Origin of the sequence: Geodermatophilus sp. Leaf369 (assembly GCF_001424455.1) — a bacterium.
In the GTDB taxonomy this organism is placed as follows: Bacteria; Actinomycetota; Actinomycetes; order Mycobacteriales; family Geodermatophilaceae; genus Klenkia.
In genome coordinates, this window is record NZ_LMQA01000002.1 from 15,537 (window position 1) to 40,723 (window position 25,187).

General features: G+C 76.2%; 21 protein-coding genes and 1 pseudogene. 10 read left to right on the forward strand and 12 right to left on the reverse strand.

Annotated features, from left to right (window positions below; translation table 11 throughout):
- Positions 1 to 51: 51 nt before the first annotated feature.
- A complete protein-coding gene (locus ASG36_RS08895; protein ID WP_162245185.1) occupies positions 52 to 1,401 on the reverse strand; it encodes a reverse transcriptase family protein in 1,350 nt (449 codons plus the stop codon).
- Positions 1,402 to 1,639: 238 nt separating this feature from the next.
- On the opposite strand from ASG36_RS08895, the gene ASG36_RS22195 reads away from it, so the two are divergent.
- Both ASG36_RS22195 and ASG36_RS08905 read left to right on the forward strand, forming a co-directional pair.
- Positions 1,640 to 2,182, forward strand: a complete 543-nt coding sequence (locus ASG36_RS22195) for a DUF1697 domain-containing protein (RefSeq protein WP_055762867.1) — start codon at positions 1,640 to 1,642, stop codon at positions 2,180 to 2,182.
- A gap of 109 nt (positions 2,183 to 2,291) precedes the next feature.
- Positions 2,292 to 2,708 carry an ATP-binding protein gene (locus ASG36_RS08905; protein ID WP_055762870.1) on the forward strand — a complete coding sequence of 139 codons (417 nt, stop codon included), beginning with the start codon at positions 2,292 to 2,294 and terminating at the stop codon, positions 2,706 to 2,708.
- A 2-nt stretch (positions 2,709 to 2,710) separates the two neighbouring features.
- Here ASG36_RS08905 and ASG36_RS23090 read toward each other — a convergent pair whose 3' ends face one another.
- Together ASG36_RS23090 and ASG36_RS23095 are read right to left on the reverse strand one after the other, a co-directional pair.
- Entirely contained in the window at positions 2,711 to 3,886 is a 1,176-nt protein-coding gene (locus tag ASG36_RS23090; protein ID WP_369794087.1) for a PP2C family protein-serine/threonine phosphatase, read from the reverse strand.
- A gap of 186 nt (positions 3,887 to 4,072) precedes the next feature.
- Positions 4,073 to 5,314 (reverse strand): annotated as a pseudogene (locus tag ASG36_RS23095) (PAS domain-containing protein); the annotation flags it as partial.
- An 88-nt stretch (positions 5,315 to 5,402) separates the two neighbouring features.
- Between ASG36_RS23095 and ASG36_RS08915 the strand changes: the two are divergent.
- Genes ASG36_RS08915 through ASG36_RS08925 form a run of 3 tightly spaced genes read left to right on the forward strand, consistent with a single transcriptional unit; the run spans position 5,403 to position 7,564 of the window.
- Entirely contained in the window at positions 5,403 to 6,527 is a 1,125-nt protein-coding gene (locus ASG36_RS08915) for an aromatic acid exporter family protein (RefSeq protein WP_055762873.1), read from the forward strand.
- Positions 6,524 to 6,922 carry a rhodanese-like domain-containing protein gene (locus ASG36_RS08920; protein ID WP_055762876.1) on the forward strand — a complete coding sequence of 133 codons (399 nt, stop codon included), beginning with the start codon at positions 6,524 to 6,526 and terminating at the stop codon, positions 6,920 to 6,922. The genes ASG36_RS08915 and ASG36_RS08920 overlap by 4 nt, the downstream gene beginning before the upstream one ends.
- Positions 6,923 to 6,931: 9 nt before the next feature.
- Positions 6,932 to 7,564: a hypothetical protein gene (locus tag ASG36_RS08925; protein WP_055762879.1), complete on the forward strand. Its 633-nt coding sequence runs from the start codon at positions 6,932 to 6,934 to the stop codon at positions 7,562 to 7,564.
- A gap of 21 nt (positions 7,565 to 7,585) precedes the next feature.
- On the opposite strand, the gene ASG36_RS08930 is transcribed toward ASG36_RS08925, so the two are convergent.
- The gene (locus ASG36_RS08930; protein WP_235494781.1) at positions 7,586 to 9,430 is read right to left on the reverse strand and encodes a gamma-glutamyltransferase family protein; all 1,845 of its coding nucleotides are present in this window, start codon (positions 9,428 to 9,430) and stop codon (positions 7,586 to 7,588) included.
- A gap of 987 nt (positions 9,431 to 10,417) precedes the next feature.
- On the opposite strand from ASG36_RS08930, the gene ASG36_RS08940 reads away from it, so the two are divergent.
- Positions 10,418 to 11,368, forward strand: a complete 951-nt coding sequence (locus ASG36_RS08940; RefSeq protein WP_055764829.1) for a nucleoside hydrolase — start codon at positions 10,418 to 10,420, stop codon at positions 11,366 to 11,368.
- On the opposite strand, the gene ASG36_RS08945 is transcribed toward ASG36_RS08940, so the two are convergent.
- The 3 genes from ASG36_RS08945 to ASG36_RS08955 form a co-directional block, all read right to left on the reverse strand.
- Complete coding sequence (locus ASG36_RS08945; protein ID WP_055762886.1) at positions 11,356 to 12,195, reverse strand: alpha/beta fold hydrolase; 840 nt, start codon at positions 12,193 to 12,195, stop codon at positions 11,356 to 11,358. The genes ASG36_RS08940 and ASG36_RS08945 overlap by 13 nt on opposite strands.
- 2 nt (positions 12,196 to 12,197) lie before the next feature.
- Positions 12,198 to 13,964 (reverse strand): alpha/beta hydrolase, encoded by a 1,767-nt coding sequence (locus tag ASG36_RS08950; RefSeq protein ID WP_055762889.1) that lies wholly within the window; start codon positions 13,962 to 13,964, stop codon positions 12,198 to 12,200.
- Positions 13,965 to 14,065: 101 nt separating this feature from the next.
- On the reverse strand, positions 14,066 to 15,025 hold the full coding sequence (locus tag ASG36_RS08955) for a hypothetical protein (RefSeq protein ID WP_157498741.1): 960 nt from the start codon (positions 15,023 to 15,025) through the stop codon (positions 14,066 to 14,068).
- A 74-nt stretch (positions 15,026 to 15,099) separates the two neighbouring features.
- Here ASG36_RS08955 and ASG36_RS08960 point away from each other — a divergent pair, with 74 nt between their 5' ends.
- Together ASG36_RS08960 and ASG36_RS08965 are read left to right on the forward strand one after the other, a co-directional pair.
- Positions 15,100 to 15,525 carry an STAS domain-containing protein gene (locus ASG36_RS08960; RefSeq protein WP_055762895.1) on the forward strand — a complete coding sequence of 142 codons (426 nt, stop codon included), beginning with the start codon at positions 15,100 to 15,102 and terminating at the stop codon, positions 15,523 to 15,525.
- A gap of 8 nt (positions 15,526 to 15,533) precedes the next feature.
- Entirely contained in the window at positions 15,534 to 16,310 is a 777-nt protein-coding gene (locus ASG36_RS08965) for an isocitrate lyase/phosphoenolpyruvate mutase family protein (RefSeq protein WP_055762899.1), read from the forward strand.
- Positions 16,311 to 16,331: 21 nt separating this feature from the next.
- Here ASG36_RS08965 and ASG36_RS08970 read toward each other — a convergent pair whose 3' ends face one another.
- Positions 16,332 to 17,897, reverse strand: a complete 1,566-nt coding sequence (locus ASG36_RS08970; protein ID WP_055762902.1) for a GTPase — start codon at positions 17,895 to 17,897, stop codon at positions 16,332 to 16,334.
- A complete protein-coding gene (locus ASG36_RS08975; protein ID WP_235494783.1) occupies positions 17,894 to 19,609 on the reverse strand; it encodes a GTPase domain-containing protein in 1,716 nt (571 codons plus the stop codon). The genes ASG36_RS08970 and ASG36_RS08975 overlap by 4 nt, the downstream gene beginning before the upstream one ends.
- A 191-nt stretch (positions 19,610 to 19,800) precedes the next feature.
- On the opposite strand from ASG36_RS08975, the gene ASG36_RS08980 reads away from it, so the two are divergent.
- Positions 19,801 to 20,277, forward strand: coding sequence for an ATP-binding protein (locus tag ASG36_RS08980; RefSeq protein ID WP_055762908.1), 477 nt, complete (start codon positions 19,801 to 19,803; stop codon positions 20,275 to 20,277).
- Positions 20,278 to 20,280: 3 nt separating this feature from the next.
- Here the strand turns inward: ASG36_RS08980 and ASG36_RS21490 are convergent, their stop codons facing one another.
- Complete coding sequence (locus ASG36_RS21490; RefSeq protein WP_082522975.1) at positions 20,281 to 22,467, reverse strand: SpoIIE family protein phosphatase; 2,187 nt, start codon at positions 22,465 to 22,467, stop codon at positions 20,281 to 20,283.
- Between the two features lie 307 nt (positions 22,468 to 22,774).
- Between ASG36_RS21490 and ASG36_RS08990 the strand changes: the two genes are divergently transcribed.
- Positions 22,775 to 23,839, forward strand: a complete 1,065-nt coding sequence (locus tag ASG36_RS08990) for a M23 family metallopeptidase (RefSeq protein ID WP_235494785.1) — start codon at positions 22,775 to 22,777, stop codon at positions 23,837 to 23,839.
- Positions 23,840 to 23,849: 10 nt separating this feature from the next.
- On the opposite strand, the gene ASG36_RS08995 is transcribed toward ASG36_RS08990, so the two are convergent.
- Together ASG36_RS08995 and ASG36_RS09000 are read right to left on the reverse strand one after the other, a co-directional pair.
- Positions 23,850 to 24,425 (reverse strand): pentapeptide repeat-containing protein, encoded by a 576-nt coding sequence (locus tag ASG36_RS08995; protein WP_055762911.1) that lies wholly within the window; start codon positions 24,423 to 24,425, stop codon positions 23,850 to 23,852.
- Positions 24,422 to 25,000, reverse strand: coding sequence for a GNAT family N-acetyltransferase (locus tag ASG36_RS09000; protein ID WP_055762914.1), 579 nt, complete (start codon positions 24,998 to 25,000; stop codon positions 24,422 to 24,424). The genes ASG36_RS08995 and ASG36_RS09000 overlap by 4 nt, the downstream gene beginning before the upstream one ends.
- Between the last annotated feature and the right edge of the window lie 187 nt (positions 25,001 to 25,187).

The window sequence follows — 25,187 nt, forward strand, 5'->3', positions numbered from 1 at the left end:
CCCGCTGCACCGCCCGTGGGGCGAGACTGGCGGGTCCGGGTCACAGCCGGGTCACAGCGACGTGTCGGGACCGTCCCAGTCGACGGCGGCGAGCAGCGCGGCCAGCCGGGCCCCCTTCGCGGGGTGCACCTGGGCCACCCACGCGACCCGGCCGGTCAGGTGCGCCCGCAGCGCGGCCCGGTCGTCGTCGAACGCCGCGAGGTCGGCTGCCGAGGGGCCGCGGCGGGCGGCGTTGGTCAGCCGGGCACGCAGCGCGTCGAGCTCGGGCCGCGGCAGGGACGTCCCCCGGTTGACCACGATGCCGGTCACGGTCTGCCGGGCACCCCGACCACGCACCCGGGTCTTGGTCGGGTGCACCACGAAGCCCTCGTCGGCCACGATCCGCTCGATGCCGTGCTGCAGCGCCCGCACCCGGCGGGCCACCTCGGGACCCCCGGAGAAGGTCAGGTCGTCGGCGTACCGGGTGTAGCCGGCCCCGGCGACAGCGGCGTACCCGGCCAGCCGGCGGTCCAGCCGCTGGGCGCCGAGGTTGGCCAGGTGCGGCGAGGTCGGGGCGCCCTGCGGCAGGTGCGCCGCGGCCAACGCGCCGCGCAGCTGGTGCCGGGCGGCGTCGGTGCCGCCGGGGGGCATGGTGGCCAGGTCGTCGCGGGTGGCCCGGGTGGTGACCAGCCCGGTGAGCAGCGCGACCACCGGCTCCGGGTAGCCCGCCGTCCGCAGCGTGGCGTGGACCCGCCCGGACGTCACGGTGGCGAAGAACGCGGCCAGGTCCAGGGTGAGGACGACGTCGGCACCGGTGTGCTGCGCCGCCCCGGTCACCGCGCTGCGCCCGGGCACGAACCCGTGCGCGGCCGGGTGCGCCGGGACCGGCCCGAGCACCCGGTCCAGCAGCAGCCGCTGCACCGCACGCAGCCGCGGGGTGGGCACCTCCAGCAGCCGGGGCACCCGGCCCGGGCGGGGCAGCCACCGCCGGCGGTAGAGCTGCAGGTGCCCGGCCGGCTCGGCACGCTGGCGGCCCTGGCGGTCGGCGTACCAGTCCAGGTGCTCGAGGTCGGTGCCCAGCAGCTCCGCCACGTCGGCGAGGTCGTGCAGCGGGTGCACCGGCCAGCAGGTGCGGCCCATGCGGGTCGGGGTGGGCACCCGGCGGACCACGCGGGGCGGCGGTTCCGGGCGTGCCTCCTCGTCCTCGGGGCCCACGTCGACCCCGAGCAGGAACCGGGCCAGCTCGCCCGGGGCGTCGACCGGCGGTTCCGGCCAGCTGGTGACGGCGGCGACCGCGGCCCGACCCAGCCAGGAGGGCTCGGTCGACAGCACCGCGCGGCCCCGGTCGACCAGCACCGAGACCCGCCAGGCGGGCGCCCCGAGGAACGCGTCGGCCGGCGCCCGGGCCACCTCGCGATTCACGTGGAACACCGTGCGGTGGGAGGGGCCGACCTGTCCCGTCGTCCCGACCATCGGCTGCGCGGAGCGCAGGGCGTGGCCGGAGGCGTGGTGGTGGCGGCGTGCTGCGGTCCCCGGGGCACCCCCGGAGCTGCCGGTCCGACCTGCGGTCCGGCACCCTCGGCCCCCCACCACCGCACGGGACCACCCTGGCAGAGCCGAGACCCGACCGCACCGTAAGGGGGGCCCTAGGGTGCCGGGCGTGACCCGCTACGTCGTGCTGCTGCGCGGGATCAACGTGGGGCGGGCCAAGCGCGTGGGGATGGGCCCGCTCCGCGAGCTGCTCACCGCCCGTGGGCACCGGGACGTGCGCACGCTGCTGCAGAGCGGCAACGTCGTCCTGTCCAGCGACCTCGACGCCGAGGCCGTCGCCGCCGACGTGCACGCGGCGGTCGCCGAGGGGTTCGGGCACGACGTGGCCGTCGTCGTCCGCACCGCCGCCGAGCTGGCCGTGGTCGTGGCCGCCGGCCCGCTGCTCGAGGACCCCGCCGTCGTGGACCCGGCCCGCTACCTGGTGACCTTCCTGGCCGGCACCCCCGACCCCGCGCTGGCCGCCACCGTCCCCGCGGCCGGACCGGACGAGGGCGGCTGGTGGCTGCGCGGCCGCGAGCTGCACCTGTGGCTGCCCGGCGGGGTGCTGGACACCCCGGTGGGCCGCTGGCGGTGGGATCGGTTGCTCGGTGTCGCGGGCACCGCGCGCAACTGGACGACCGTGCAGCGGGTCGCCGCCCTCACCCCGGGGTGAGCTGCGTGTTTGGGCACCGGGGCGGCTGAGCATCCACCCCGGGGCGCAGCAGCCGCCACGAGCACGCGACCCCGGGTGCCGGACTGCCGAGTGGACGAGGAGCGCGTACGTGACCCGCGAGTGGGCGAGCCCCGTGTGGCCCGCAGCCCCTCCCCCGCCCGTCGTCGACGGGTGGTCGTGGTCGCTCACGCACGTCGCGGAGCTCCCGGGCGTCCGCGCGGCGTTGCGCCGTCTGCTGGTGGGGGCCGACGAGGCCGTGGACCGGGTCGTGCTGGCCTTCGACGAGATGGCCTCCAATGCCCTGCGCCACGGCGGGAGCGGCGCGACCGCGACGGTCAGCCGGTCGGCGGACTGCTGGCTGGTCGAGGTGCGGGACGCAGCCAGGGTCCGGCCACCCACCCCGGCCATCGACCGTGACCCCAGCCAGGGCGGGCTGGGGCTCCACCTCATCGCCGAGATGTCGGTCGAGCACGGCTGGCACGCCGAGACCGACACCAAGGTGGTCTGGGCGTTGCTGCGGGGCTGAGCTCAGTCCAGCCGGACGGCCACCAGGGCCACGTCGTCCTCGGAACCCGCCGGTCGCAGCCGGGCCACGACCCGGTCGCAGAACTCCTCGAGGTCCCGCTCCCCCGGTCCGACCGGTCCGAGGTCCTCCAGCGTCGTGCGCAGCCGGTCCAGGCCCTCGTCCAGCGGCATGTCCCGGGCCTCGACGAGACCGTCGGTGTAGAGCAGCAGCACCGCGCCGGCACCCAGCTCCAGCGGGAGCGAGCGACGGGACGCCGTCTCGTCGACGCCGAGCATGAGGTCGGCGCGGCCGGCGGTCAGCTCGGTCACCGTGCCGTCGGCCGCGACGACCATGAGCGGCGGGTGCCCGGCGTTGGACCAGGTGACCCGGGTGGGCCCGGCGGTACCGACGCCCTCCAGCCGGGCGACGGCGGCGGTGCCCATCGTGTCGACCTGCAGGCCGGCCATCGCACGGTCCAGACCGGCGAGGACGTCGGCGGGTCCGACCCCCTCGCGGTAGGCGATGCCGCGCAGCAGCCCGCGCAGCTGGCCCATCGACGCCGCGGCCTCGGTGTCGTGGCCGACGACGTCGCCGATGACCAGCACCAGCTCCCCACCGGGCTGCAGGAAGGCGTCGTACCAGTCCCCGCCCACCTGGGCCGCCTCGGCCGCCGGGAGGTAGCGCACCGCGATCCGGGCGCCGGGGGTGCACGGCGGGGCGGTGAGCAGGCTGCGCTGCAGCTCCTCGGCGATCCGGCGCTGCTGCTCGTAGAGCCGGGCGGTGTCCAGGGCGAGCGCGGCGCGGTCGGCGACCTCCCGGCCGGCAGCCAGGTCGTCGTCGTCCTGCGCAGCCCGCTCGGCACCGCGGTAGACCGACAGCGCGCCCACCGTCCGGCCGCGGGCGACCAGCGGGTAGACGACCAGGGACCTCAGGTCCAGGTCGGCGTAGGCGCGGGCGGCGTCGTCGCCGGCCACGAACTCCTCGACCAGCTCGGCCACCTGCTCGCTGACCAGCACCTCACCGGTGTCCAGGCTGCGCAGGAGGGGGGCGCCGGGCGACAGGTGCGGCAACCGCAGCTCGGTGTACCGGGCCAGCGCCGCTGCCCGGTCGGGGTCGACGTGCCAGCTGCCGATGTCGCGCATCCGGCCGTCGGCGTCGGCTTCGCTGACGATCGCGGCGTCACCGAGCACCGGCACCACCGAGCGGGCGAGCTGGTGCAGGGCCTCCTCGTGGGTCCGGTCGCCGGCCAGCAGCGCGCCGAACGCGGCGGTCACCTCGGCGATCATCTCCAGCCGGGCCGCGCTGGTGCGGGCGGCGTTCTCCGCGGCGCGGCGCTCGGTGATCTCCAGGAAGTAGACGCTGAGACCGTCCGGGATCGGCCAGACCCGGATCTCGAACCAGCCGTCCAGCGGCGGCGGGTAGTAGGCCTCGAAGACCACCTGCTCCCCACTGGCCATCGCCCCGCGGTAGGCGGTCTCGAACACGCTGCCGACCGTCGCCGGGAACAGCTCCCAGATCTCCCCGCCCAGCAGGTCCTCGCGCGAGCTCTGCAGCAGCCGCTCGGCCTCGGCGTTGACGTAGGTGAACCGCCAGTCGCGGCTGATCGAGTAGAACGCCGCCGACATCGACTCCAGCACCCGCGAGACCCGGGCGTCGCCGTGCTTCTGCCGGGTGGTGTCGTAGGCAGCGCCGAGGATGCGGGTCGACCGGCCGCTGCCGTCGGCCAGCGCCCGGCCGCGCCCGACGACCCAGCGGGTCTCCCCCGAGGGCAGCTGCACGCGGTACTCGGCCTCGAAGGGCCCGACGGTGTCGATGGCCGTCTGCAGGGCGTCGGCCACCCGGGGCACGTCGTCGGGGTGCAGCCGGGCGTTGAAGTCCTCGATGGTCTCCCCGAACACCCCCCGGTCGTAGCCGAAGAGCTCGACCAGCCGGTCGTCCCAGACCAGCCGGCCGGTCTGCAGGTCCCAGTCGAAGCTGCCGATCTCCGCGGCGTCGATGGCCAGGCCCCAGCGCAGCCGGCTGGCCTCGAACTCCGTGGACAGCGCCGAGAGCTCCAGCTCGGTGGACACCGAGTCGGCGAGCTGGCGCAGCAACGAGACGTCGGAGTCGCTCCAGGTGCGCGGGGCGGGGTCGAACACGCACAACGCCCCGACGGTGAAGCCGCCCGAGCCGGTCAGCGGCATGCCCAGGTAGGAGCCGACGGCACCGGCCCGCACCGGGGGCAGGTGTGCCACCCGGGGGTCAGCCGGGGCGTCGGTGACCACCAACGGGCCCTGGCCCCCGGCGGTCACGGTGCACAGCGAGTCGGCCAGCGGGCCCTGCCCACCGACCGAGTCCGGGGCCAACCCGGCTCCGCCGGCCACGGTCTGCAGGTCACCGAGCAGCGAGACCTGGGCCGACCCGGCGTCCAGCAGACGTGCTGCCAGGTGGGCCAGCCGCTCCAGCGCGCGGGACCCCACGGCCGCGGCCTCGACCCGCCGGACGGCGGACACCCGGTCCCGGTCCCCCCGCAGGCCCTCGGCCAGCGCCGCGGTCAGCACGTCGCCGGGGGCGCCCTCCCGGTCACCGGTGGGCACGGGCCCGGACGGCGGTGCGGCACCGCCCGACACCTGCTCCCCGTCGTCCATCCCCCCATCCTGCCCGGACCGGGGGCGCTGCGCCCCACGGACGGACGCGGGACCACCCCTCCGGGCGTCGACGGAGCACCATGACGCGGTGACCCCCACCGCCCGACGGCCCGGACCCACCGGTGCCCTGCTGCGCACCTGGGCCCGCCACCCCCGGCTCGGCCTGGCCGTGAAGGCCGCGTTGGCCGCGTCGCTGGCCTGGGCGGTGGTCCAGCTCGTCCCCGGTGCCGCCGGGGAGTACCCGTACTACGCACCCCTGGGCGCGGTGATCGCCACCTCCACCACGCTGGCCGGCTCGGCCCGGGAGGCCCTGCAGACCGTCGGGGCGATCTCGCTGGGTGCGGTGGTGGCCCTCGCCGTCGACGCGCTGGCCTACCCCAACGTGGCCACCGTCGCGCTGGTCATCGCCCTCGGGGTGCTGCTGGCCGGGTGGCGGGCACTGGGGACCGCGGGCAGCTGGGTGGCCACCGCCGCGCTGTTCACCCTGATCATCGGGGACGCCGACCCCGTCGGGTACGTCTCCGGCTACGCAGGGCTGACCCTGCTGGGCGCGGCCATCGGCCTCGCGGTCACTGCCGCGTTCCCGCCGCTGCCGCTGGCCCCGGCGCAGACCCAGCTGGCCCTGCTGCGCGACCTGCTGGCCGAGCAGCTCGACGACCTGGCCGCCGGGCTCACCCAGGACGAGCTGCCCGACGGAGCCCAGTGGCGGGGCCGGATGCGGGCGGTGGACCCGGTGCTCACCCGGATGCGGGAGGCGGTGCGGCTCAGCGACGAGGCCCGCCGCGGCAACCGGCGGGCCCGCCGGCACGCCGACACCGCCCAGCAGCAGTACGAGCACGCCCGGGCGCTGGAGAGCCTGGCGTTCCTGGTCGCCGACCTCACCGAGCTGGTGCGCGAGCACGAGACCGCCGAGCTGCCCTGGGACGAGATCGCGATGGGCCCGAGGCTCCGTCCGGACACCGCACGGGCCCTCACCGCGATCGCCGACGTCCTGCGCTCGGTCGCCGACGACGCCATCGGGGACGACGTGGTCGGCGACCCCGCGGTGGTCGCCCGGGCCCGGGTCGCGGTGGAGGCGCTCGCCGACCGGGTCCGGGCCCAGCGTGTCGAGAGCGGCCAGGACCTGTTCGTGGCCGGCAGCGTGGTGACCACCCTGCGGCGCTGCCTCACCGCCGTCGTCGCCCCCGGGCCGGCCGAGCAGGCACCCCGGTGACCGGCGTGGACGACGTGCTCGCCCGGGCCCGGGACGGCGTGCACCGACCCGGACCGGCGGAGACCGCGGCCGCGCTGGCCCGCGGGGCGCTCGTGGTGGACACCCGCACCGAGACCCAGCGCGCCGAGCAGGGCGAGCTGCCCGGCGCCCTGGTGATCGACCGGACCGTGCTGGAGTGGCGGCTGGACCCGACCGGCAGCCACCGCATCCCGGAGGCGACCGGCTGGGACGTCGAGGTGGTCGTGGTCTGCCACCAGGGCTACAGCTCCTCGCTGGCCGCGGCGAGCCTGCGTGCCGTCGGGCTGCACCGGGCGACCGACCTGGCCGGCGGGTTCGCCGCGTGGCGGGACGCCGGGTTCCCGGTCGGGCGCGGGCCGGCCGACGTCCGGCGCTAGCGTCCGGGCATGGCCGTCATCCACCTCGCCACCCTCGTCCCCGGCAAGCTCGAGCTGCTCCAGGCGTGGGTGCCCACCCAGCCGTGGGCCGCCGGGCTGGACACCACCGCCCTCGAGCTCGCCGGCGCCTACCGCTTCGACGACCCCGCCGGCGAGGTCGGCACCGAGACCTTCCTGCTGCGCACCGGGGACGGCACCGTGCTGCACGTGCCGGTGACCTACCGGGCCCAGCCGCTGGAGGACGCCGTCCTGGTCGGGACGACGGAGCACTCCGTGCTGGGCCACCGCTTCGTCTACGACGGCCCCACCGACCCGGTCTACGCCGCCGCGCTCTCCTCCGCGCTGCTCACCGGCACCCCGCAGGCGGAGCTGGAGTACCAGACCCCCGACGGCCCCGAGGTGCGTGAGCCCACCGCCCGGGTGCACGTCGACGGCGCGCTGGGCACGCTCAGCGGACCCCCGGCCGACGCCGAGGTCACCGTCACCACCGAGGGCACGACGACCGTGCTGCGCACCGACGGCGGCGAGCTCGTGCTGCTCCGGGTGCTCGGCGGCCCCGAGGAGGGCTCCGTCGGCGGCCCCGTCCTGCGCGGCACCTGGGCCGGCCAGGACACCCCCGCCCTCCTCGCCCTCGCCCGCTGACCCCCGCCCGTCCCTGACGGGTCAGCGGCCGATCGCGTAGCCCTGCATGCCGCGGGCGTTGGCGGCGGCACGGACGATCCCGGTCGACGGGTCGGTGCTGACCGCGGACAGCCGGCCCAGCGACCAGGCGTCGGCCACGACGACGGAGTGTCCGCGGCCGCGGAGGTCGGCTATCACGTCGTCCCCCACCCGGGACTCGACCACCACCTCACCGGCATTGGTCTCCCGCGGGTAGAACGACGACGGGAACGACGTGGTGTGCCAGGCCGGGGCGTCGATCGCGGCCTGCAGGTCCAGCCCGCGGACGGTGTGCGCCAGCCAGAAGCAGAGCTGCCACTGCTCCTGCTGGTCACCGCCCGGGGTGCCGAAGGCCAGCCAGCGGCCGGTCTCCCGGTCGTGCGCCAGGGACGGCGTGAGCGTGGTGCGGGGCCGCTTGCGCGGGGCCAGGGAGTTCGGCAGCCCGCGGTCCAGCCAGAACATCTGCGCCCGGGTGCCCAGCGGGAAGCCCAGGCCGGGGACGACGGGCGAGCTCTGCAGCCAGCCGCCCGAGGGGGTGGCCGAGACGACGTTGCCCCAGCGGTCGACGACGTCGACATGGCAGGTGTCGCCGCGGGTGGTGCCGTCGGGGGAGACCACCTGCTCACCGGTGCGGGCCACGGTGGGCTCGCCGACCCCGGCCCCGACCGCGAACGAACCGCTCGGGTCGGTGACGTGCCGGGGCAGCCGGGGCGCACGGCCCCCAGGGGAGCCGGGGCGGAGCCCGAGGTCGGCGCGTGCGCCGATCAGGGCGCGGCGGCCGTCGGTGTAGGCCGGGGAGAGCAGGTCGTGCAGGGGGACGTCGGCCTCGTCGCCGTACCAGGCCTCGCGATCGGCCATGGCCAGCTTGACCGCCTCCACGGTGTCGTGGACGACGTCGGCCGTCGGCGCCTGCCGACCCGCGCCGGAACCCGGTGACACCGACGGGACGCCATCCAGCATCGCCAGCGCCTGGAGCAGCGCCGGTCCCTGGGACCAGGGCCCGGCCTTCGAGACACTCCACCCACGCCAGTCGGTCGTGACCGGCGGCTCGTACGTCGGTCGCCAGCCGGCCAGATCGTGTCCGGTCAGGAAGCCCGCGTGATCACGACCGGAGTCGTCACGAACGGGGGACCGGGAGAACACGTCGATCGCTTCGGCGACGAACCCCTGGTACCAGGCAGCCAGCGCCGCGTCGATGCCCGCCTCCCGGGAGGGTCCGCGCGCTGCGTCGAGCAGTCGGCGGTAGGTCGAGGCGAGGACGTCGTTGCGGAACAGGCGGCCGGCGGTGGGGGGTGCTCCGTCGGAAGTGAGCCAGGTGGCGGCCGAGGTCGGCCAGTGGGTGCGGAAGTGCTCGGAGACCGAGGCCGCGGTCGCTGCCACCCGTGCGGTGAGCGGGTGGCCGGTCTCGGCGTACTCGATGGCGAAGCGGAGGACGGCGTCCAGCGGCATCGTGCCGTGGTCGCGCAGCAGGGTCAGCCAGGCGCCGACGGCACCGGGGACGGTGGCGGCGAGCAGTCCCGTGCCGGGGACGAGCTCGAGGCCCAGGTGTTCGAAGGCGTCGATCGTGGCGGTCGCGGGGGCGACCCCCTGACCGGACAGCAGGACGGGCTGCCCCGCGCCTGCCCCGCTCCCGCCGCGGGCGAAGAGGATCGGGACCTCGCCCCCCGGGCCGTTGAGGTGGGGCTCGACGACGTGGAGGGCGAAACCGGTCGCGACGGCGGCGTCGAAGGCGTTGCCGCCCGCCTCGAGCGTCGCCATGCCCGCCTGGCTGGCGAGCCAGTGCGTCGAGGCGACCATCCCGAACGTGCCGGCGAGCTCGGGTCGGGTGGTGAAAGCGGGGCTGGACACGTAGCCAGACTAAGGACCGGTCGGGTGGTCCGGCTCACCGTGCGCAGTCCCGGGCGCACCGAGCGGGGCACGGAGCGGTCGGCGCCGCTGGGTCGCACCACGACCGACGTGGTCCGCCGGGCGTGCACCAGCGGGGGCAGCGGGCGGACGACGACCGGCGCAGGGGCGGGCCGGGGCGGCAGCGGGGCCAGCGCCCGGCGGCCGAGCAGCACGTGCGGTGCCTGCAGGGACGTCGTCCGCAGTGCGCCGGTGTGCCGGGGCCGGGGTGCGGTGGTCGGCGTGCTGGGCAGCTCGCGCATCGGCACCGGGTCGTCGTCGTCCGGGGCGCGGTGGCGCAGGACCGGGGCGGCCGGCTGGAGCGGGGCGTACCGGCGTCCGCCCCAGGCCAGGTGCTCGCCCCGGGGGCCGGCGCCCCAGGAGCCCAGCCGCAGCCACTGGCGGCGCAGCCAGCCGACCAGGGTCTGCAGCAGGCCGGCGAACCGGGTCGGTGCGGGCACCTGCGGGTCGGTGGAGGCCTCCAGCGCGGCCCAGAGGTCGCTCACCTCGGACCGGCGGGGTCGGGGCTCCAGGAACTCGACGTCGGTGTCGATGGAGGTCAAGGAGAGGGCGGGCAGGGCGTCGAGCACGAGCGTGGTGGGGACGGGGACCGCGGTCATCGTCATCGTCTGTCTCCTGGGCGGGAGTGGGCCGGAGCCGGGGAGGAGCTCCGGTCAGGGACGAGAGTGACGCGTGGGACTCCCGTGATCGGCCACCACGGACACGCTCTGGAGCCCGCGTGACCGAACCGATGCGCAACCCGTGTCGCGGGCCGGTGACCCCCCTCGCGATCCGGTCACTTGTCGACCCCCAGGGCCCGGATGCCCCGGAAACCGCGGTTTCCGGGACGGTGACCTCCGGACGTGACACGTGGGGCTGGCGTGTCGCGTGGGACTGCCGACGAGAAGGGCGCTTCTCGGCGGGGGCGGGGCGTGCGGCAGGGTGGCCGCCGTGACCGACCGCATCCCCCTGGTGATCGACACCGACCCCGGCATCGACGACGCGCTGGCGATCCTGCTGGCCCTGGCCAGCCCGGAGGTCGACCTGCAGCTGGTGACGACGGTGCACGGCAACGTCGAGCTCGCGCAGACGACGGAGAACGCGCTGCGGGTGCTGCACCTGGCCGGCCGCTCCGACGTGCCGGTCGCGGTGGGTGCCGCCGGCCCGCTGGTGCACCCGCTGCCCGAGCGGGCCGGGCACGTGCACGGCGCTGCCGGCATGGGCGGGGTCGAGCTGGACCCCTCCCCGGCCGCGGTCGACCCGCGACCGGCCGTGGTCGCGCTGGCCGAGCTGCTGATGGCCCACGACCCGGGCACCGTCACCGTCGCCCCGATCGGGCCGCTGACGAACATCGCGCTGCTGCTGGCCGTCTTCCCCGAGGCCGCGGCCCGGATCGGCCGCGTCGTCTGGATGGGCGGCTCGGCGGCCCGCGGCGGCAACGTCACCGCGGCGGCGGAGTTCAACGCCTGGGCCGACCCGGAGGCCGCGCACGCGGTGCTCACGAGCCCGCTGCCGGTGACCATGGTGGGGCTGGACGTCACGCTGCCCACCGTGCTCACCGAGCCCGGCATCGAGCGGTTCCGGGCGAACGGCGGCCGCGTGGGCAGCACCGCCGCAGCGGTGCTGCAGCAGTACGTGGACGCCGCCCGCAACAGCTACGGGATCAGCGGGGTGTGCGTGCACGACGCCCTGGCGCTCACCGAGGCGGTCGTGCCCGGCACGCTGGGCACCACCCGCCGGGACGTCGTCGTCGGCACCACGCTGGGCGCCGCCCGCGGCCAGACGCTCGCCGACCTGCGTGCGGTGAGCGCCGCCGACACCGCCGTCGAGGTCGCCGACACCGTCGACAGCGAGGCCGCGGTGGAGTTCCTGGTGGGCCGGCTGGAGTCCTACGGCGCCTGAGGGGAGTCGAGGAACTCGCGCACCACGCCGGCCATCCGGTCGGCGTGGGTGAACAGGAACAGGTGCCCCCCACCGCGGACGACGTGCAGCTCGCCGTGCGGCAGCCGGGAGGCCATCAGCCGGGCGTTGGCCAGCGGGATGATCGGGTCGTCGTCCCCGGCGAGCACCAGCGTCGGCATCTCCAGCCGGTGCAGCCAGGGCAGGCTCGACCAGCGGCGCAGCGCCGCGAGCTGGCAGAGGTAGCCGTAGGGCGTGGGCGGGTGCGCCGAGCGCTGCGCGGCGTGCTCGCCGAGCAGGTCGGGGTGGTGCTGGATGCCGCCGCCGTAGAGCGTCGGGGCCACCCGGGTCAGGTAGCCCGGGGAGTAGTAGCGCATCGGCGAGGCCAGGATGCTGATCGCCGCCGGCCGCCCGGGCAGCGACACCCAGCCCGGGGTGGTGCCGGCCAGCACCAGCCGCCGGACGACGTCGGGGTGCCGACGGGCCAGCTCCTGGACCAGTGCCCCGCCCCAGGACAGCCCCAGGACGTCGACCTGCTCGTGGCCGACCGCGCGGACCAGCTCGGCGACCACGCCGGCCAGCCTCCGCATCGTCGGCGGGTAGGTCGGGGTGGAGCTCTCGCCCACCCCGGGGGCGTCGAAGGAGACGGTCTCCCGGTCCCCCAGGTGCGAGCGGAACGTGTCGAACAGGTCGCCGGTGGCGCCGATGCCGTTGACGAGCAGCAGGGGCCGGCCGGCCCCGGCGTGCTCCACCCGCACGCGGAGGGAGTACCCGGCGACCTCGAGGGTGCGGGCGCCGGAGCGACCGCGGGCAGCAGCGGTGCGCGCCACCCTCAGACCGTCGCCCGGACGTAGCTGCCCGGGGCGTCCTCGATCGGCGGGTGGGCCTTGCTGCCCAGCTTCCGCCGGGCGTTCCTCTCCGCCCCCGAACGGGGCTCGAGCCACTCCACCCAGTGGTCCCACCAGGAGCCCGGGTGCTCGGTGGCCCGCTCGAGCCACTCGTCGGCGGTGGGCTTGCCGGCGCTGTCGTCCGCACCGCGGGCGGGGTCGTCGCCGTCGGTCGTCCGGTAGGAGCCCTTCGGGTTGCCCGAGGGGTTGATCAGCGCCTGGATGTGGCCCTGGCTGCTGAGCACGAACTCCACCGAGCCGCCCATCAGGTCCACCACCGGGTAGCAGGCCCGCCAGGGGCAGATGTGGTCGGTGACCGCGCCGACCACGTAGCTGTCGACGGTCACCTTCCCCAGGTCGACCCCCGTCCCCAGCACCCGCAGCTCGCCGGGGTGGGTGAGGGAGTTGCTCTGCGCCATGTCCATGAAGTCCCCGTGCAGCGACGCCGGGAGGTCGACGGCGTCGGCGTTCCAGGCCAGGACGTCGAAGGCCGGCGGGTTCTTGCCCATCAGGTAGTTGTTGACCCAGTAGTTCCAGACCAGGTCGTTGGGCCGCAGCCAGGCGAACACCCGGGCCAGCTCCCGGCCCGACAGCACGCCCTCGCTCCGGCTCTTCCGGCTCGCCGCCGCCACGACCGGCCTGGAGATGAAGGTGCCCACCTGGGAGGGCACCTCGAAGTCGATCAGGGTGACCAGGAAGGTGACGCTGGCGAACCGGTCGTCACCGGCGGTGGCCAGGTGCCCGAGCAGCCCGGCCGCGGTGATCCCGCCGGCGCAGACGCCGAGCAGGTTCATGTCCGAGGACCCGGTGATCTCCCGGACGACGTCGGAGGCCTCCAGCGCGGTGCGGGCGTAGGAGTCGTAGTCCCAGGCCGCGTCGCCCTTGCCGGGGTTGGCCCAGCTGAGCATGAAGACCTGGTGCCCGTGGGAGACCAGGTGCTCGACCATGCTGCGGCCCGGGGCCAGGTCCAGCACGTAGTACTTGTTGATCTGCGGCGGCATGACCAGCATCGGCCGCTCGCGCACCTTGCCGGTGCTCGGGGAGTACTGGATGAGCTCGGCGATCTCGTTCTTCCACACCACCGCGCCCGGGGTCGCGGCGATGGTCTCGCCGATCACGAAGGGCCGGGAGTCGACCATCGAGGGCATCGCCCCGTTGTTGCGCACGTCGTAGAGGGCGTGCCGGGCCCCGTCGACCAGGCTCCTGCCCCGGGTCTCGCGGGCCCGCTTGAGCGCCGCCGGGTTGCCGACCAGCGTGTTGGTGGGCGCCACCGCCTCGGTGACCAGCTTGAGCAGGAACAGCGCACGCAGCTTGCTCTTCTCGTCGAGGTCGAGGTCCTCCACGACGCCGTGCACGGCGCGGTTCCAGGCCAGGTAGGACTGGCCGACCCGCTTGTAGAGCGGGTTGGTCTGCCAGGCCGGGTCCTTCCAGCGGGCGTCCTTGCGGTCGGGGGCGATGTCGGAGGTGCCCGCGGCGATCCGGGCCAGCTGCGCGGTGAGGTCCACCCCTCGCTTGGTGAGCGCCCGGGGCTGCCGGACGACGGTGCCCACCAGCCGACGGGCGGCGGCCAGCCCCTGGGTGGGGCTCAGTGCGACCGGGAGCGCCCCGGTGAGCGCCTCGATCGCGGCCTCGACGAGCTCCAGGTCCGACTGCTGCTCCGCGGGCTCGGCCACGGTGGTCTCCGGTCGGGTGCGCCGCTGGCTGGTCGTCATCTGTGGGTCTCCGCACGATCGGCCGCCTCACCCGTCCAGGCGGGTGAGTGCTGTGCGTCACATCCTGCCCCGGCCAGCTCCAGCGGCAACCCGGCAGGTGCTCAGGACAGCTCGTCGACGACCCGCTGGGCCCTGTCCCGCTGCTCGGCGGCCCGCTCGGCCTCGGCCCGGGCGGTCTGCCGGTCATCCTCGGCGCGGGCGGCGGCGTCCTCGGCCTGCGTCACGTCGTCGGCGGCCGCGGTGGCCCGCTCCCGGGCGGCCTCCAGCGCCGACTCCAGCTCGGTGACCCGGCGGTCGGCGTCGTCGCGGCCGCGACGCGCCTCGGCGGCGGCCTGTTCGGCCTCGTGCGCCGCCGTCGCAGCCTGCTCGACCTCGCCGGCGGCGTCGTCGGCCACCGTGCGGGCGGTGCGCAGCTCGGCCCGGGCCCGGCGCAACCGCTCCTCGGCCTCCCGCCGGGCGGCCCGGTCGGCCTTGGCCGCCCGGGCGGCGTCCAGGTCGACCGGCGGGGCGGCGGGTTCCTCGGGTTCCTCCGGGGCGGCCGCGCGTGCGGGGGGACGGCGCGCCGGACCCGCGGGGCGGGCCGCGGGCTCCGGCGTCCCCAGGCCGTTGTAGGTCAGCGCCCCGGTGAGCCGGCCGGCCAGCACCGCCTCGCCCGCCGCCGGGTCGGCCACCGCGGCCCGCAGCGTCTCCTCGACCTGGCCGACCACCTGCTCGCTCACCGGGTGCCCGGCGCGCCGGGCGAGCCTGGCGGCCTCCCGGGCCAGCGCCCGCACCACCTGCTGCCGCTGCTTGCCCAGCTCGCGCATGGCCTCGGGGTCCAGGGAGTCCTGGGCCGAGCGGAGCAGCTCGCCCAGCGACACCAGCTCCTGCACCTGGTCCCCCGCCGAGCGGACCAGCGTGTTCACCGTCCAGCCGGCCAGCGTCGGCTTGCCCAGCGCACCCAGCCGGCGGGCCAGCACCTTGTCGGTGCGCTTGGCCGCCGCCACGGCGTCGTCCCGGGCGGCGATGAACTCCCCGGGCAGCGCGGCGTACAGCTCGTCGGCGACCTCGTCGAAGTCCACGGCGCCCATCATGGCCGGGCGTTTCGGACCCCTCCCCAGCGGTGAGGACAGAGGTGGCAGCAGAGGAGCTCCCGATGACCGTGCACGACCACGCCCACGACGTCCCCTACACGGTGTCCACGCACCCCGGCACCGAGGGCGACCTCGTCGCCGCGGTCACCGGGGTGCTGGACTCCGCCTACAACCCGGCCCTGCAGCACGACCTGCTCACCGCGCTGCGCGAGGCCGACGACGTGCTCACCGTCGACCTCTCCGCGGTGCACTTCTTCGGCTCCGCCGGGGTGACGGCGCTGGTCTGGCTCAGCCAGCACCCGGAGGCCGCGGGCAAGCGGGTGCGGGTCGTCGCCACCAGCCGGATCGTCACCGGGCCGCTGGAGCTCACCGGTCTCCTGCAGCAGCTCGACGTCAGCGGGATGCCCGCGCACTCCGTGCCCCCCGAGGACCGCACCGGGCCCGCGGTGCCGCCCTCCGACGGGCCGTCCGCCCAGGTCTCGGATTGACTGGACGCATGCCCACGAACGCCGAGAAGGCCGCGGAGCTCCTCCGCCTGCACACCGACCCCGAGCTGCTGACCGTCGTCAACGTCTGGGACGTGATCACCGCGACCGTCGTGGCCGACCTGCCCGGCACGAAGGCGCTGGCCACCGCCAGCCACTCGATCGCCGCCTCGTACGGCTACGCCGACGGGGAGAACATCCCGGTCGACACCATGATCGAGGCCGTGGGCCGGATCGCCGCCGCCGTGTCCGTGCCGGTGTCGGCCGACCTCGAGGTCGGCTACGGCGACGCCGGCGAGACCACCCGCAAGGCCATCGGCGTCGGCATCGTGGGCGCCAACCTCGAGGACCAGATGAAGCCGCTGGAGGAGGCCGTGGCGGCCGTCCGCGCCGTGGTCGCCGCCGGTGAGGCCGAGGGCGTGCCCTTCGTGCTCAACGCCCGCACCGACGCCTTCGTCAAGGCCGGCGACCGTGCGAAGGCCGACGTCGTCGCCGACGCGATCGAGCGCGGGAAGGCCTTCCTGGAGGCCGGGGCCTCCTGCGTGTTCGTGCCCGGCCTGCTCGACGAGCCCACCGTGGTGCAGCTGGTGGAGGGCATCGGCGAGCGCCGGGTCTCGGTCATCAACGTCCCGGGCTCGCTGCCCCAGGCCCGGCTCGCCGAGCTCGGCGTGGCCCGGGTGTCCTTCGGCCCGTGGACCCAGCGCCTGGCGCTCACCGCGTTCGCCGACTTCGCCACCGACGCGATCGCCGGCGGCAACCTGCCCGACGGGGTCCGGCCGCTCAACTGAGCGACCACCCGCGCCGGCAGGTCAGCTGCCGGCGCGGGTGACCGCGGCGCAGAAGCGCGCGTGGTCGGCGGTCGTCTCGGCCAGCGGGTCGAGCACCTCGGCCTGAGCGACCGCGGCCACCGCGGTGTCCAACCGCTTCCGCGCCCGTCGGGCCCGGCGTCGGGCCCGGAGCGCGACGAACGGCCGTACCAGCAGGGCGAGCAACGCACCGGCCAGCAACCCGCCGACCAGCAGCAGCGTGGGCACCGGCAGGCCCTCCACCCGCGGCAGCGGCACGACGTCGTCCAGCTGCAGCCACCCGAGGACCACCAGGCCCAGCAGCCAGAGCACCCCGACCAGTGCGGCCGCGGCGAGCAGCCACTGGAGCCCGCCGACCACCCGTTGCCAGACCGGGGTGCGCTCGGAGCCCAGGTCGGTGCCCGTGACCGCGCGGTCGAGCCGGTCGGCCAGCCGGTCGGAGTGCACCTCGACGGTGCGCCGCAGGTCGTCGGTCCAGGCCACCGGCAGGCCCTCGCCGGCCGCGTCCCGGGCCCGGCGCACCGCGGTGGCCACCCCGGCCAGCTGCACCGCCCCCGCCTCGGGCAGCGAGCTGCGGCTCTCGGCGTTGCCCAGGTGCAGCCGCTTCAACGGGTCCGGGCGGAGCTTGCCGACCCACCGGACGACGGGCCACCCCGTCGCCGCCGTCCCTGCCTTCGTGGTCGAGCGCTCCACCGCGGCGGTGATCGCCGGCACCCCGGCCGCGTCGCCGAGGGCGCGGGTGAGCACCTCCCGGTCGGCCCGGGACGTCTCCCCCGCCGTCCCGCAGTGCTCGGCCAGGCCGCGGGCCGCCCCGCGCACGTCGGCGGTCAGCCGTTCGGCGGCGGCCCGGCGGGCAGCGACCCGGCGGGTCAGCCGGTCGACGAGCTCGGGCAGACCCTGGCCGGTGCGTCCGCTGGCCGCGACCACCTCGGTGCCGGCCAGCCACTCGGCGTCCAGCAGCCGGCGCAGGTCGGTCAGGCAGGCCGCGGCGGCCTCGTCGGTGAGCCGGTCGACCTGGTTGAGCACCACGAGCAGGGTGCCGGCGTGCCCGGCCAGGGGCTTCAGGTACCGGTCGTGGACCGCGGCGTCGGCGTACTTCTCCGGGTCGAGCACCCACACGAGCACGTCGACCAGCTCGACCAGCCGGTCGACCTCCAGCCGGTGCTCCAGGCGCACGCTGTCGTGGTCGGGCAGGTCGAGCAGCACCAACCCGTCCAGCGCCGGGTCGGGGGCATGCCGGTGCCGGCGGGGCACCTCGAGCCAGTCGAGCAGCCCGTCGGCACCCTCGCCCCACACGGTCGCGTGTGCGACGCCGGTGGTGGGCCGGCGCACCCCGGGGGTGCTGACCTCGCTGCCGCTGAGCGCGTTGAACAGGGTGGACTTCCCACTGCCGGTGGCCCCGGCCAACGCGACGACGGTCGCGTCACCCAGCGCCTGCCGGGCCCCGGCCTTGGCCAGCAGGGCGCGGGCCCGGCCGACCTCGGGCACCTCGAGGCGGCCGTCGGCGACCTCGACCGCCTCGCGCAGCGCGGTCAGCCGGTCGGCCAGGGACAGCTCGCGGCGGCTCACGAGCGGGCCCGGGCCAGGACGGCGACCGCGGCGCGCAGCTCCTCGGCGTCCGCCGGGGTGGCGGCGGGCTCCAGCAGGGCGACGAAGCGGTCGTGTTCCACGTGGAGCAACCGGGCCGCCCGGGCGTCGAGGTCGGTGCGGGCCCGGTCGGCGAGCTGGCGGATGGCGGCGTCGCCGAACACGGCCTCCAGCACCCGCTGGCCGACCACCGTCGTCCCGCCGGCGACCGCGACCTCGGCCCCGGAGAGTCCGGCGGTCTGGGCGAACACCGCGACCATGACCACGGCACCGGCACCGTTGACGCCCCAGGAGAGCAGCCGCGCCCGGGAGCGCTTGCCGGCCCCCTCGTCACGCACCAGCCCGAGGACGGCGCCCTGCCAGCCGCGCACCTCGTCCGCGGCGGCCTCGGTGAAGCCGGGGGTGACGGTGCCCAGCTCGCGCTCCCGGCCGGCCACCAGCGCGGCCCCGCCGGGCAGCCCGCGCCAGGAGGTGACGGTGCGCTCGGCCGCCTCGTCGGCCGAGGCCCGCAGCAGGTGCTCCACGCTGGACTCCAGCGCCACCTGCAGGTCCTCGGCCGGGGTCGCCTTCCCGCTGAACGCCGCGGTGACCCGGTCGCGCAGCCGGCCGATCCCGGCCTGCAGGCTGCGCATCCACTCCCCGGTGCCGACGAACTCCTGCCAGCGGGCCAGCACCTCCCCACGGAGCAGGGTGCCGCTGCGCACGCCCTCGTCCACCGCCTCCTCCGCGCGCCGGTACGCCGTGTCGGCGGCGGCCGCCAGGGCCCCGGCCGCCGCGGCCTGCTCCTGGGCCGCGACACCCACCACCGCCACCCGCTCGTCCAGGCTGGCCAGCGCACCGACCAGGGTCTGCCGGACGACGGCGGCCCGGGCCCCGGCGTCCGCAGCGAGGCCGTGCAGCCAGGACCGCAGCGGGGCGACCTGGTCCTCGGGCAGAAACCCGTCGACCAGCGGCCGCTCCTCGACCACCCACAACGCCGCCTGCGCGAGGCCGGCCCGCCCGAGCATCCCGTGCAGGTCCTCGGCCACCTCCCGCACGGCCTCCGGGGGCACCCGGTCCAGCACCACGGCCAGCGCCGTCCCCCGTTCCGCGGCCGTGCGCAGCAGGTCCCACGGCACGGCGTCGGCGTACCGGGACGCGGTGGTGACGAAGACCCAGAGGTCGGCCGCGGACAGCAGCTGCCCGGCGAGGTCGCGGTTGGCCTCCACGACGCTGTCCACGTCGGGGGCGTCCACCAGGGCCAGGCCGGCCGGCAGCGCGTCGGTGACCACCAGCTGCAGCGTCCCCGGGCCGCCGGAGCCACCGGTGGTGCGGGCCAGGCCGGGCAGCACCCGGTCGTCGGCGAACGCGGCACGATCGGCCGGGGCGCAGACCAGCACCGGTGAGCGGGTGGTCGGGCGCAGCACTCCGGGGGTGGTCACCGTGGCGCCGAGCAGGCTGTTGACCAGCGTGGACTTGCCGGCCCCGGTCGAGCCGCCGACCACGGTGAGCAGCGGGGCGTCCATGTCGCGCACCCGGGGCAGCAGGTGGTCGGTGACCTGGTCGACGACCGACCGGGCGGTGCGGTCGGCGGCGTCCCGACCGGGGGTGGCCAGCACCAGCGGGACGGCCGCCACCCGGTCGCGCAGCTGCTCCAGGGCCGTCGGCAGGTCCACGACGTCCTGACCGGGCACGGCCGTGCTGCGGGGGGTCACCCCGGGGATCATCCCGGTCCACGGAGCGCCCAGCACCTCCTGGGGACCGGCTCCCCCGTGCGGGGAGCTGCGCCGTCCCGCACCATGGACGACGACCGCCCTTCGAGCAGTGGAGGCCCCGTGAACGTGCGCACCAGCCGTCACCGGGTCGGCACGGCCCGTCGGACCACGACATCCGGGGAGGACCGACGGTGAACCAGGACGCCTGGCCGGCTGCGCCGGTGCCCGACATCGTCGGCGACGTCTGGCGGTGGCAGCTGCCCAGCGTGCACGACGCCTCCCGGGTCCGGATGGACCTGCGGGCGCGGCTGGCGCACCCCTCCCTCACCTCGTCCTCCACCGAGGACGCCCGTGAGGGCCTGCTGCTGGCCTTCGAGGAGCTGGCCTCCAACGCGCTGCGGCACGGCGGCGGCGCCGTCGAGGCCGTCATCGTGGCCACCCGCGACGGCTGGCTGCTGACCCTCTCCGACGAGGCCCCCGACCGTCCGCCGGTGCCCGCGGTCGACCGCGACCCGGCGCTGGGCGGCATGGGCCTGCCGATGGTGGCCCAGCTGTCGGCCCACTACGGCTACGCCGTGGGTCAGGACCGCAAGCACGTGTGGGCCCAGCTCACCTCCGGCGTGGGCGTCCCCGGTGCGACCCCGGCCCCGAGGTCCACCCGCGCCTGAGGGTCAGTGCAGGGCGACGACGAGGCAGGCCACGTCGTCCAGCCGGGCGGAGACCAGCGCGGTCATCGCCTCGCACACGTCCGGCGCGGGCAGTCCCACCGGCAGCCCGGCGAGCAGCCCGACCAGCGCCGCGGTGCCCGAGTCGACGTCCCGGGCCGGCCCGCCGCCGGCGCCGGGCTGCTCGATGAGCCCGTCGGTGAAGCCGATGAGCAGGCTGCCGGGCTCCACCTCGACCACCGCGGTGCGGCGCCGGGCCTGCGGCGCGGCGCCCAGCAGCAGGTCGTGCTCCTCGGTGAGCGGCCGCACCGACCCGTCCGGGCCGCGAACCAGCACCGGCGGGTGGCCGGCGTTCGAGCACTCCACCCGCCACGGCCCGCCGTCGACCGGTCGGTCGGCCCGCAGCAGCACGGTGGTGGCCAGCCCCGGGACGTCGAGCACGTCGAGCAGGCGGTCGACCCGGCCCAGGACGACGGCGGGGTCGGGGGCGTCGAGGTCCCAGCACCCGGCCCGGAGCAGGCCTCGCAGCTGCCCCATCGTCGCCGCGGCGTTCAGGTCGTGTCCGGCCACGTCGCCGATGACCATGCCGATCCGGTCGCCGGGCAGCGCGAGCAGGTCGTAGAAGTCCCCGCCGACGGCGGCCGCGGCCGAGGCGCTGGTGTAGTGCGCAGCGCCGGTGACGCCGTCGATGGCCGGCAGCTCGGGCAGGAGGGAGCGCTGCAGGGCCTCGGCCACCGACGCCTCCTGCTCGTAGAGCCGCGCGTTGTCCAGCGCGAGTCCGGCCCGGGTGCCCAGGTCGACGGCCAGACCGACGTCGCTGGCGGAGAACCCGTCGTCGATCGCCCGCACCAGGGTCATCACCCCGCGGGTGCCCCCGCGCGCCGGCAACGGGACGGCGAGCAGCGACCGGGTGCCCAGCTCGGCGAGCATCCGGGGGTCCAGGCCGCGGGAGAAGGGCTGCAGCGTCTCGGGCCGGAGGTCGCGGACGACCACCGGCCCCCCGGTGCGCACCGCCTCGTACGCCGGGGACGACTCGGGCAGGTGCCGGCCCAGGAAGGCCGAGCGCACGTCCTGCAGGTGCGCCGGGTCGCCACCGGTGTGGTGCACCACGACCTCGTCCACCACCCCGTCGCCGTCCAGCCGGGCGATGAACACCCAGTCGGCCAGCGACGGGACGCAGAGTCCGGCGAGGCGGTCGAGCAGCTCCCCGGTGTCCAGGGTGCCGGCCAGCAGCGTGGTGGCCTCGGCCATCAGGCGCAGCCGCTCCTGGGCGGCCTCGGCGTCCCGGCGGGCCGTCCGCTCCGCTGCGTGCGCAGCCGCCCGCTCGGCCTCCAGCAGCACCCGGGCCGTCACGTCGGACTGCACGCCGACGAAACCGGTCAGCTCACCGACCCGGTCGAACACCGGGGAGATCGACAGCTGGTTCCAGAACGCGGTGCCGTCCTTGCGGTGGTTGAGCAGGGTGACCGTGGTCTGCCGGCGGGCCGCGATCCCGGCCCGGATCTCGGCGACCACCGCGGGGTCGGTGGCCGGGCCCTGCAGGAAGCTGCAGTTGCGGCCCAGCGCCTCCTCCGCGCTGTACCCGGTGACCCGGGTGAACGAGGGGTTGACCCACACCAGGGGGTTCCCCGGGCGGCGGGGGTCGGAGATGGTGAAGCAGATGTCGGTGGCGACGACCGCCCGGTCGCGCAGGGACTGCAGCACCAGGCCGGTCGCCGCGTCGGGCCCCTCGTCCACGGCCAGCAGGACGACGAGGGAGAGGTCCAGCCCGTCCACCCCGGGGCCCAGCGGGAAACCGGTCACCCACAGCACCTGCTCCGGGCCGCCGTCGGCGCCCGGTGCCCGCACGGCCTCGCCGGCGACCGGGAGCCCGGTGGCGATGGCCGAAAGCGGCCCGTCGGTGCCCGACAGCGGGTGGCCGTCGAGGTCGGTGAGCCCCACGGCATCGGCCCAGGCGTCGGTGCCCAGCGGCAGCTCGAGGTCACCGGCCAGCCGGAGGGCGGCGGTGTTGCCGTAGGTGACCTCGCCCGTGCCGCGGTCGATGAGCAGCACCGCGACGGGGGCCTCGCCCACCACCCGGGGCAGCACCGCGGATCCGCCCGACGGCCCGGCCAGGGCCGCCTCGGCGGCCTCGACCAGCTCCTCGGAGACCGCGTCGCCGGCCCGTCCGAGCCGGGTGTGTGCAGAACCCACGCGCCCGATGGTAGTGAGCGCGCCCCGACCCGGGGCCGGGCTCACCCGTCCGTGGCCCCCCGGGGGTGTGGGTTCCTCCACAGGTCCGTTACCCGTTCGTGACAGGCGGGGGTGTCTCCGGCTACGGTCGCCAAGGCCCCGCGCCCCACCCACACCATTCGTCACACCTCGAACGGAGTCCGTCCTGCTGTCGCTGCGCCCCGAGCACACCCACCGGAGCCGCCTGCTGGCAGCCCTGGTCGCCACCCTCGCGGCGCTGTCGCTCTCCGGCCTCTGGGCGCCCTCGGCGTCCGCCGCTCCCGGGGACGTGCCCACGGACGCCGCCGGGATCGCGACCGCCTCCGCCGAGGTCGACCGGGTGACCGCGCTGGTCGCCGCCGCCGAGGAGGAGCTGGCCCGGGTCACCGTGCTCGCCGAGGCCGCTGCGGACGCCGACCGGGCCGCGCAGGAGTCCCTGGTGGCCGCGCAGGCCGCCCAGGTGCAGACCGCCGCCCAGCTGCAGACCGCGATCGCCGCCACCGAGGTGGCCGAGGCCGACGTCGCCACCCTGGGCCGGGAGGCCTTCATGGGCCAGCAGTCCCTCGGTGCGGCCACCGTGCTGCTCGACGCCGCCGGCCCCGAGGACGTGCTCCAGCGGGCCGCCACGCTGGAGCGGCTCGGGGTGGACCGCGCGGAGCGGCTGGAGGCCGTCGAGCTCGTGCAGGACCAGCAGGAGGACGCCGACGCCGCCGCGCAGACCGCCGTCACCCAGCTGGACGCCGCCGCGGCCACCGCCGCCCAGGCCGACGCCGCCGCGCAGGGCGAGCTCGCCGCCGCCCAGGCCTCCTACGCCACCGCCGAGGCCGAGCGGGCCGCGCTGGCCCAGCAGCTGCTCGACGCCCAGGTCGCGCTGCTCAGCGCCCAGGGCGTCGAGGACGCCGAGGCCGCTGCGGCTGCCGCCGCCACCCGGGCCACCGAGGTCGCGACCGCCGGCACCGGGCAGCTGGTCACCGGCCGGATCACCTCCTGCTACGGCTCGCGCTGGGGCACCACGCACTACGGCATCGACATCGCCGCCCCGATCGGGACGCCGATCTACGCCCCCGAGGGTGGTGTCGTCCTGCAGGCCGGCCCGGCCAGCGGGTTCGGCCAGGCCGTCTACCTCCAGCACCCCAACGGCGTGATCACCCTCTACGGCCACGTCGACTCCTTCGACGTCCGCGCCGGACAGGTGGTCGAGACCGGCCAGAAGATCGCCGAGGTCGGCAACCGCGGCCAGTCCACCGGGCCGCACCTGCACATCGAGACGCACTACGCCGGCCTCTACCAGGACCGGCAGGACCCGGCCCCCTGGCTGCAGGCGCACGGCATCGACGTCGGCTCCTGCGGCTGAGGCCCCAGCCTCAGCCGATGCGCAGGCCCAGGGCCTGGGCGAGGGTGACGGCCTGCTCGGCGCGGATCCGCACGCCGGCCAGGGCCACCTCGCGGACGTCGAAGGCGCTCAGGTCGCTGCCGCGCAGGTCGGCGCCGGTCCAGGTGCTGTCGGTGAGCTCGGCGCCGGAGAGGTCGGCGCCGTTCACCGCCGCGGTCGACAGGTCGGCCCGGGTCAGGTCCACCTCGCGCAGCCGGACGCCGTCGAAGGTCGTCCCCCGCAGGTCCTGACCGACCAGCGAGACGAACGACCAGTCCCCACCGCGCACGGTCAGCGGCCGCAGCGTGCAGTCGGTGAACCGGCTGCCCACGAAGCTGCACTCCTCGAGCTCGGCGGCGAAGAACGAGCAGCGGGTGAAGGTGCAGGACCGGAAGGCCGAGCCGGTCAGCCGCGCGGCGTTGAACCGGACGCCACCGAAGGTGCAGTCGGTGAAGGTCGCGGCGGTGCCGGTCACCTCGGACAGGTCGCCGTCCCAGAACGCGTCGCCGGTGTGCTCACGGCCGGAGAGGTCCTCGCCGTACCAGTCCAGCCCGCGCAGGTCGCTCACGACGACGACCCGGCGCGCAGCCGGTCGCGCACCGCCGGCCAGTCCTCGTCGGTCATCGCGAACTGCACCGTGGTCCGCCAGCTGCCGTCCCGCCGGCGGCGGTGCTTGCGCAGCCGGCCCTCCTCGACCGCGCCGAGGGCTGCGATGGCCGCCCGGGAGCGCTCGTTGCGCTCGTCGGTGTGCCAGACGACCCGCACGGCGCCCAGCTCGTCGAAGGCCCGGGTGAGCAGCAGGAGCTTGGCCTCCCGGTTGACCCCGCTGCGCTGCGCGGCCGGGACCAGCCAGGTGTAGCCGACCGCCAGCGACCGGTTCGCCTCGTCCACGTCGTAGAACGAGGTCGACCCGACGAACTCCCCCGCCGGGGTCAGCTGCGCGAACGGCACCCGGCCGGCCTGGGTCAGGGCGGTGGCGACCTGGTCGAGGGCGGCCACCCGATCGGCAGGCGGGCCGATGGACAGGTGCTCGGCGACGTCGGCCGTCAGGCCGGTCAGCCACGCCCCGGCGTGCTCGGGACCCAGCGGCACCAGGTGCACGCGGGAGCCGAGGAGGGGGACACGGGCCAGCCAGTCGGACACGGGGCGATCATGCCGGGTCCGCAGCTGCGGACCCGGGGATGGGTGTCGATCACGCGATGCGGTTCCTGCTCCACGTGGTCCGCAGATCGGCGAGAAAAGCGTGGCACGAGCGTGACCCCGCGCCCGGGCAGGCGTTGACCCTCAGTAGGTGTGTGCGCACGGTACGAGTACCGCCCGGTGTCGCCGC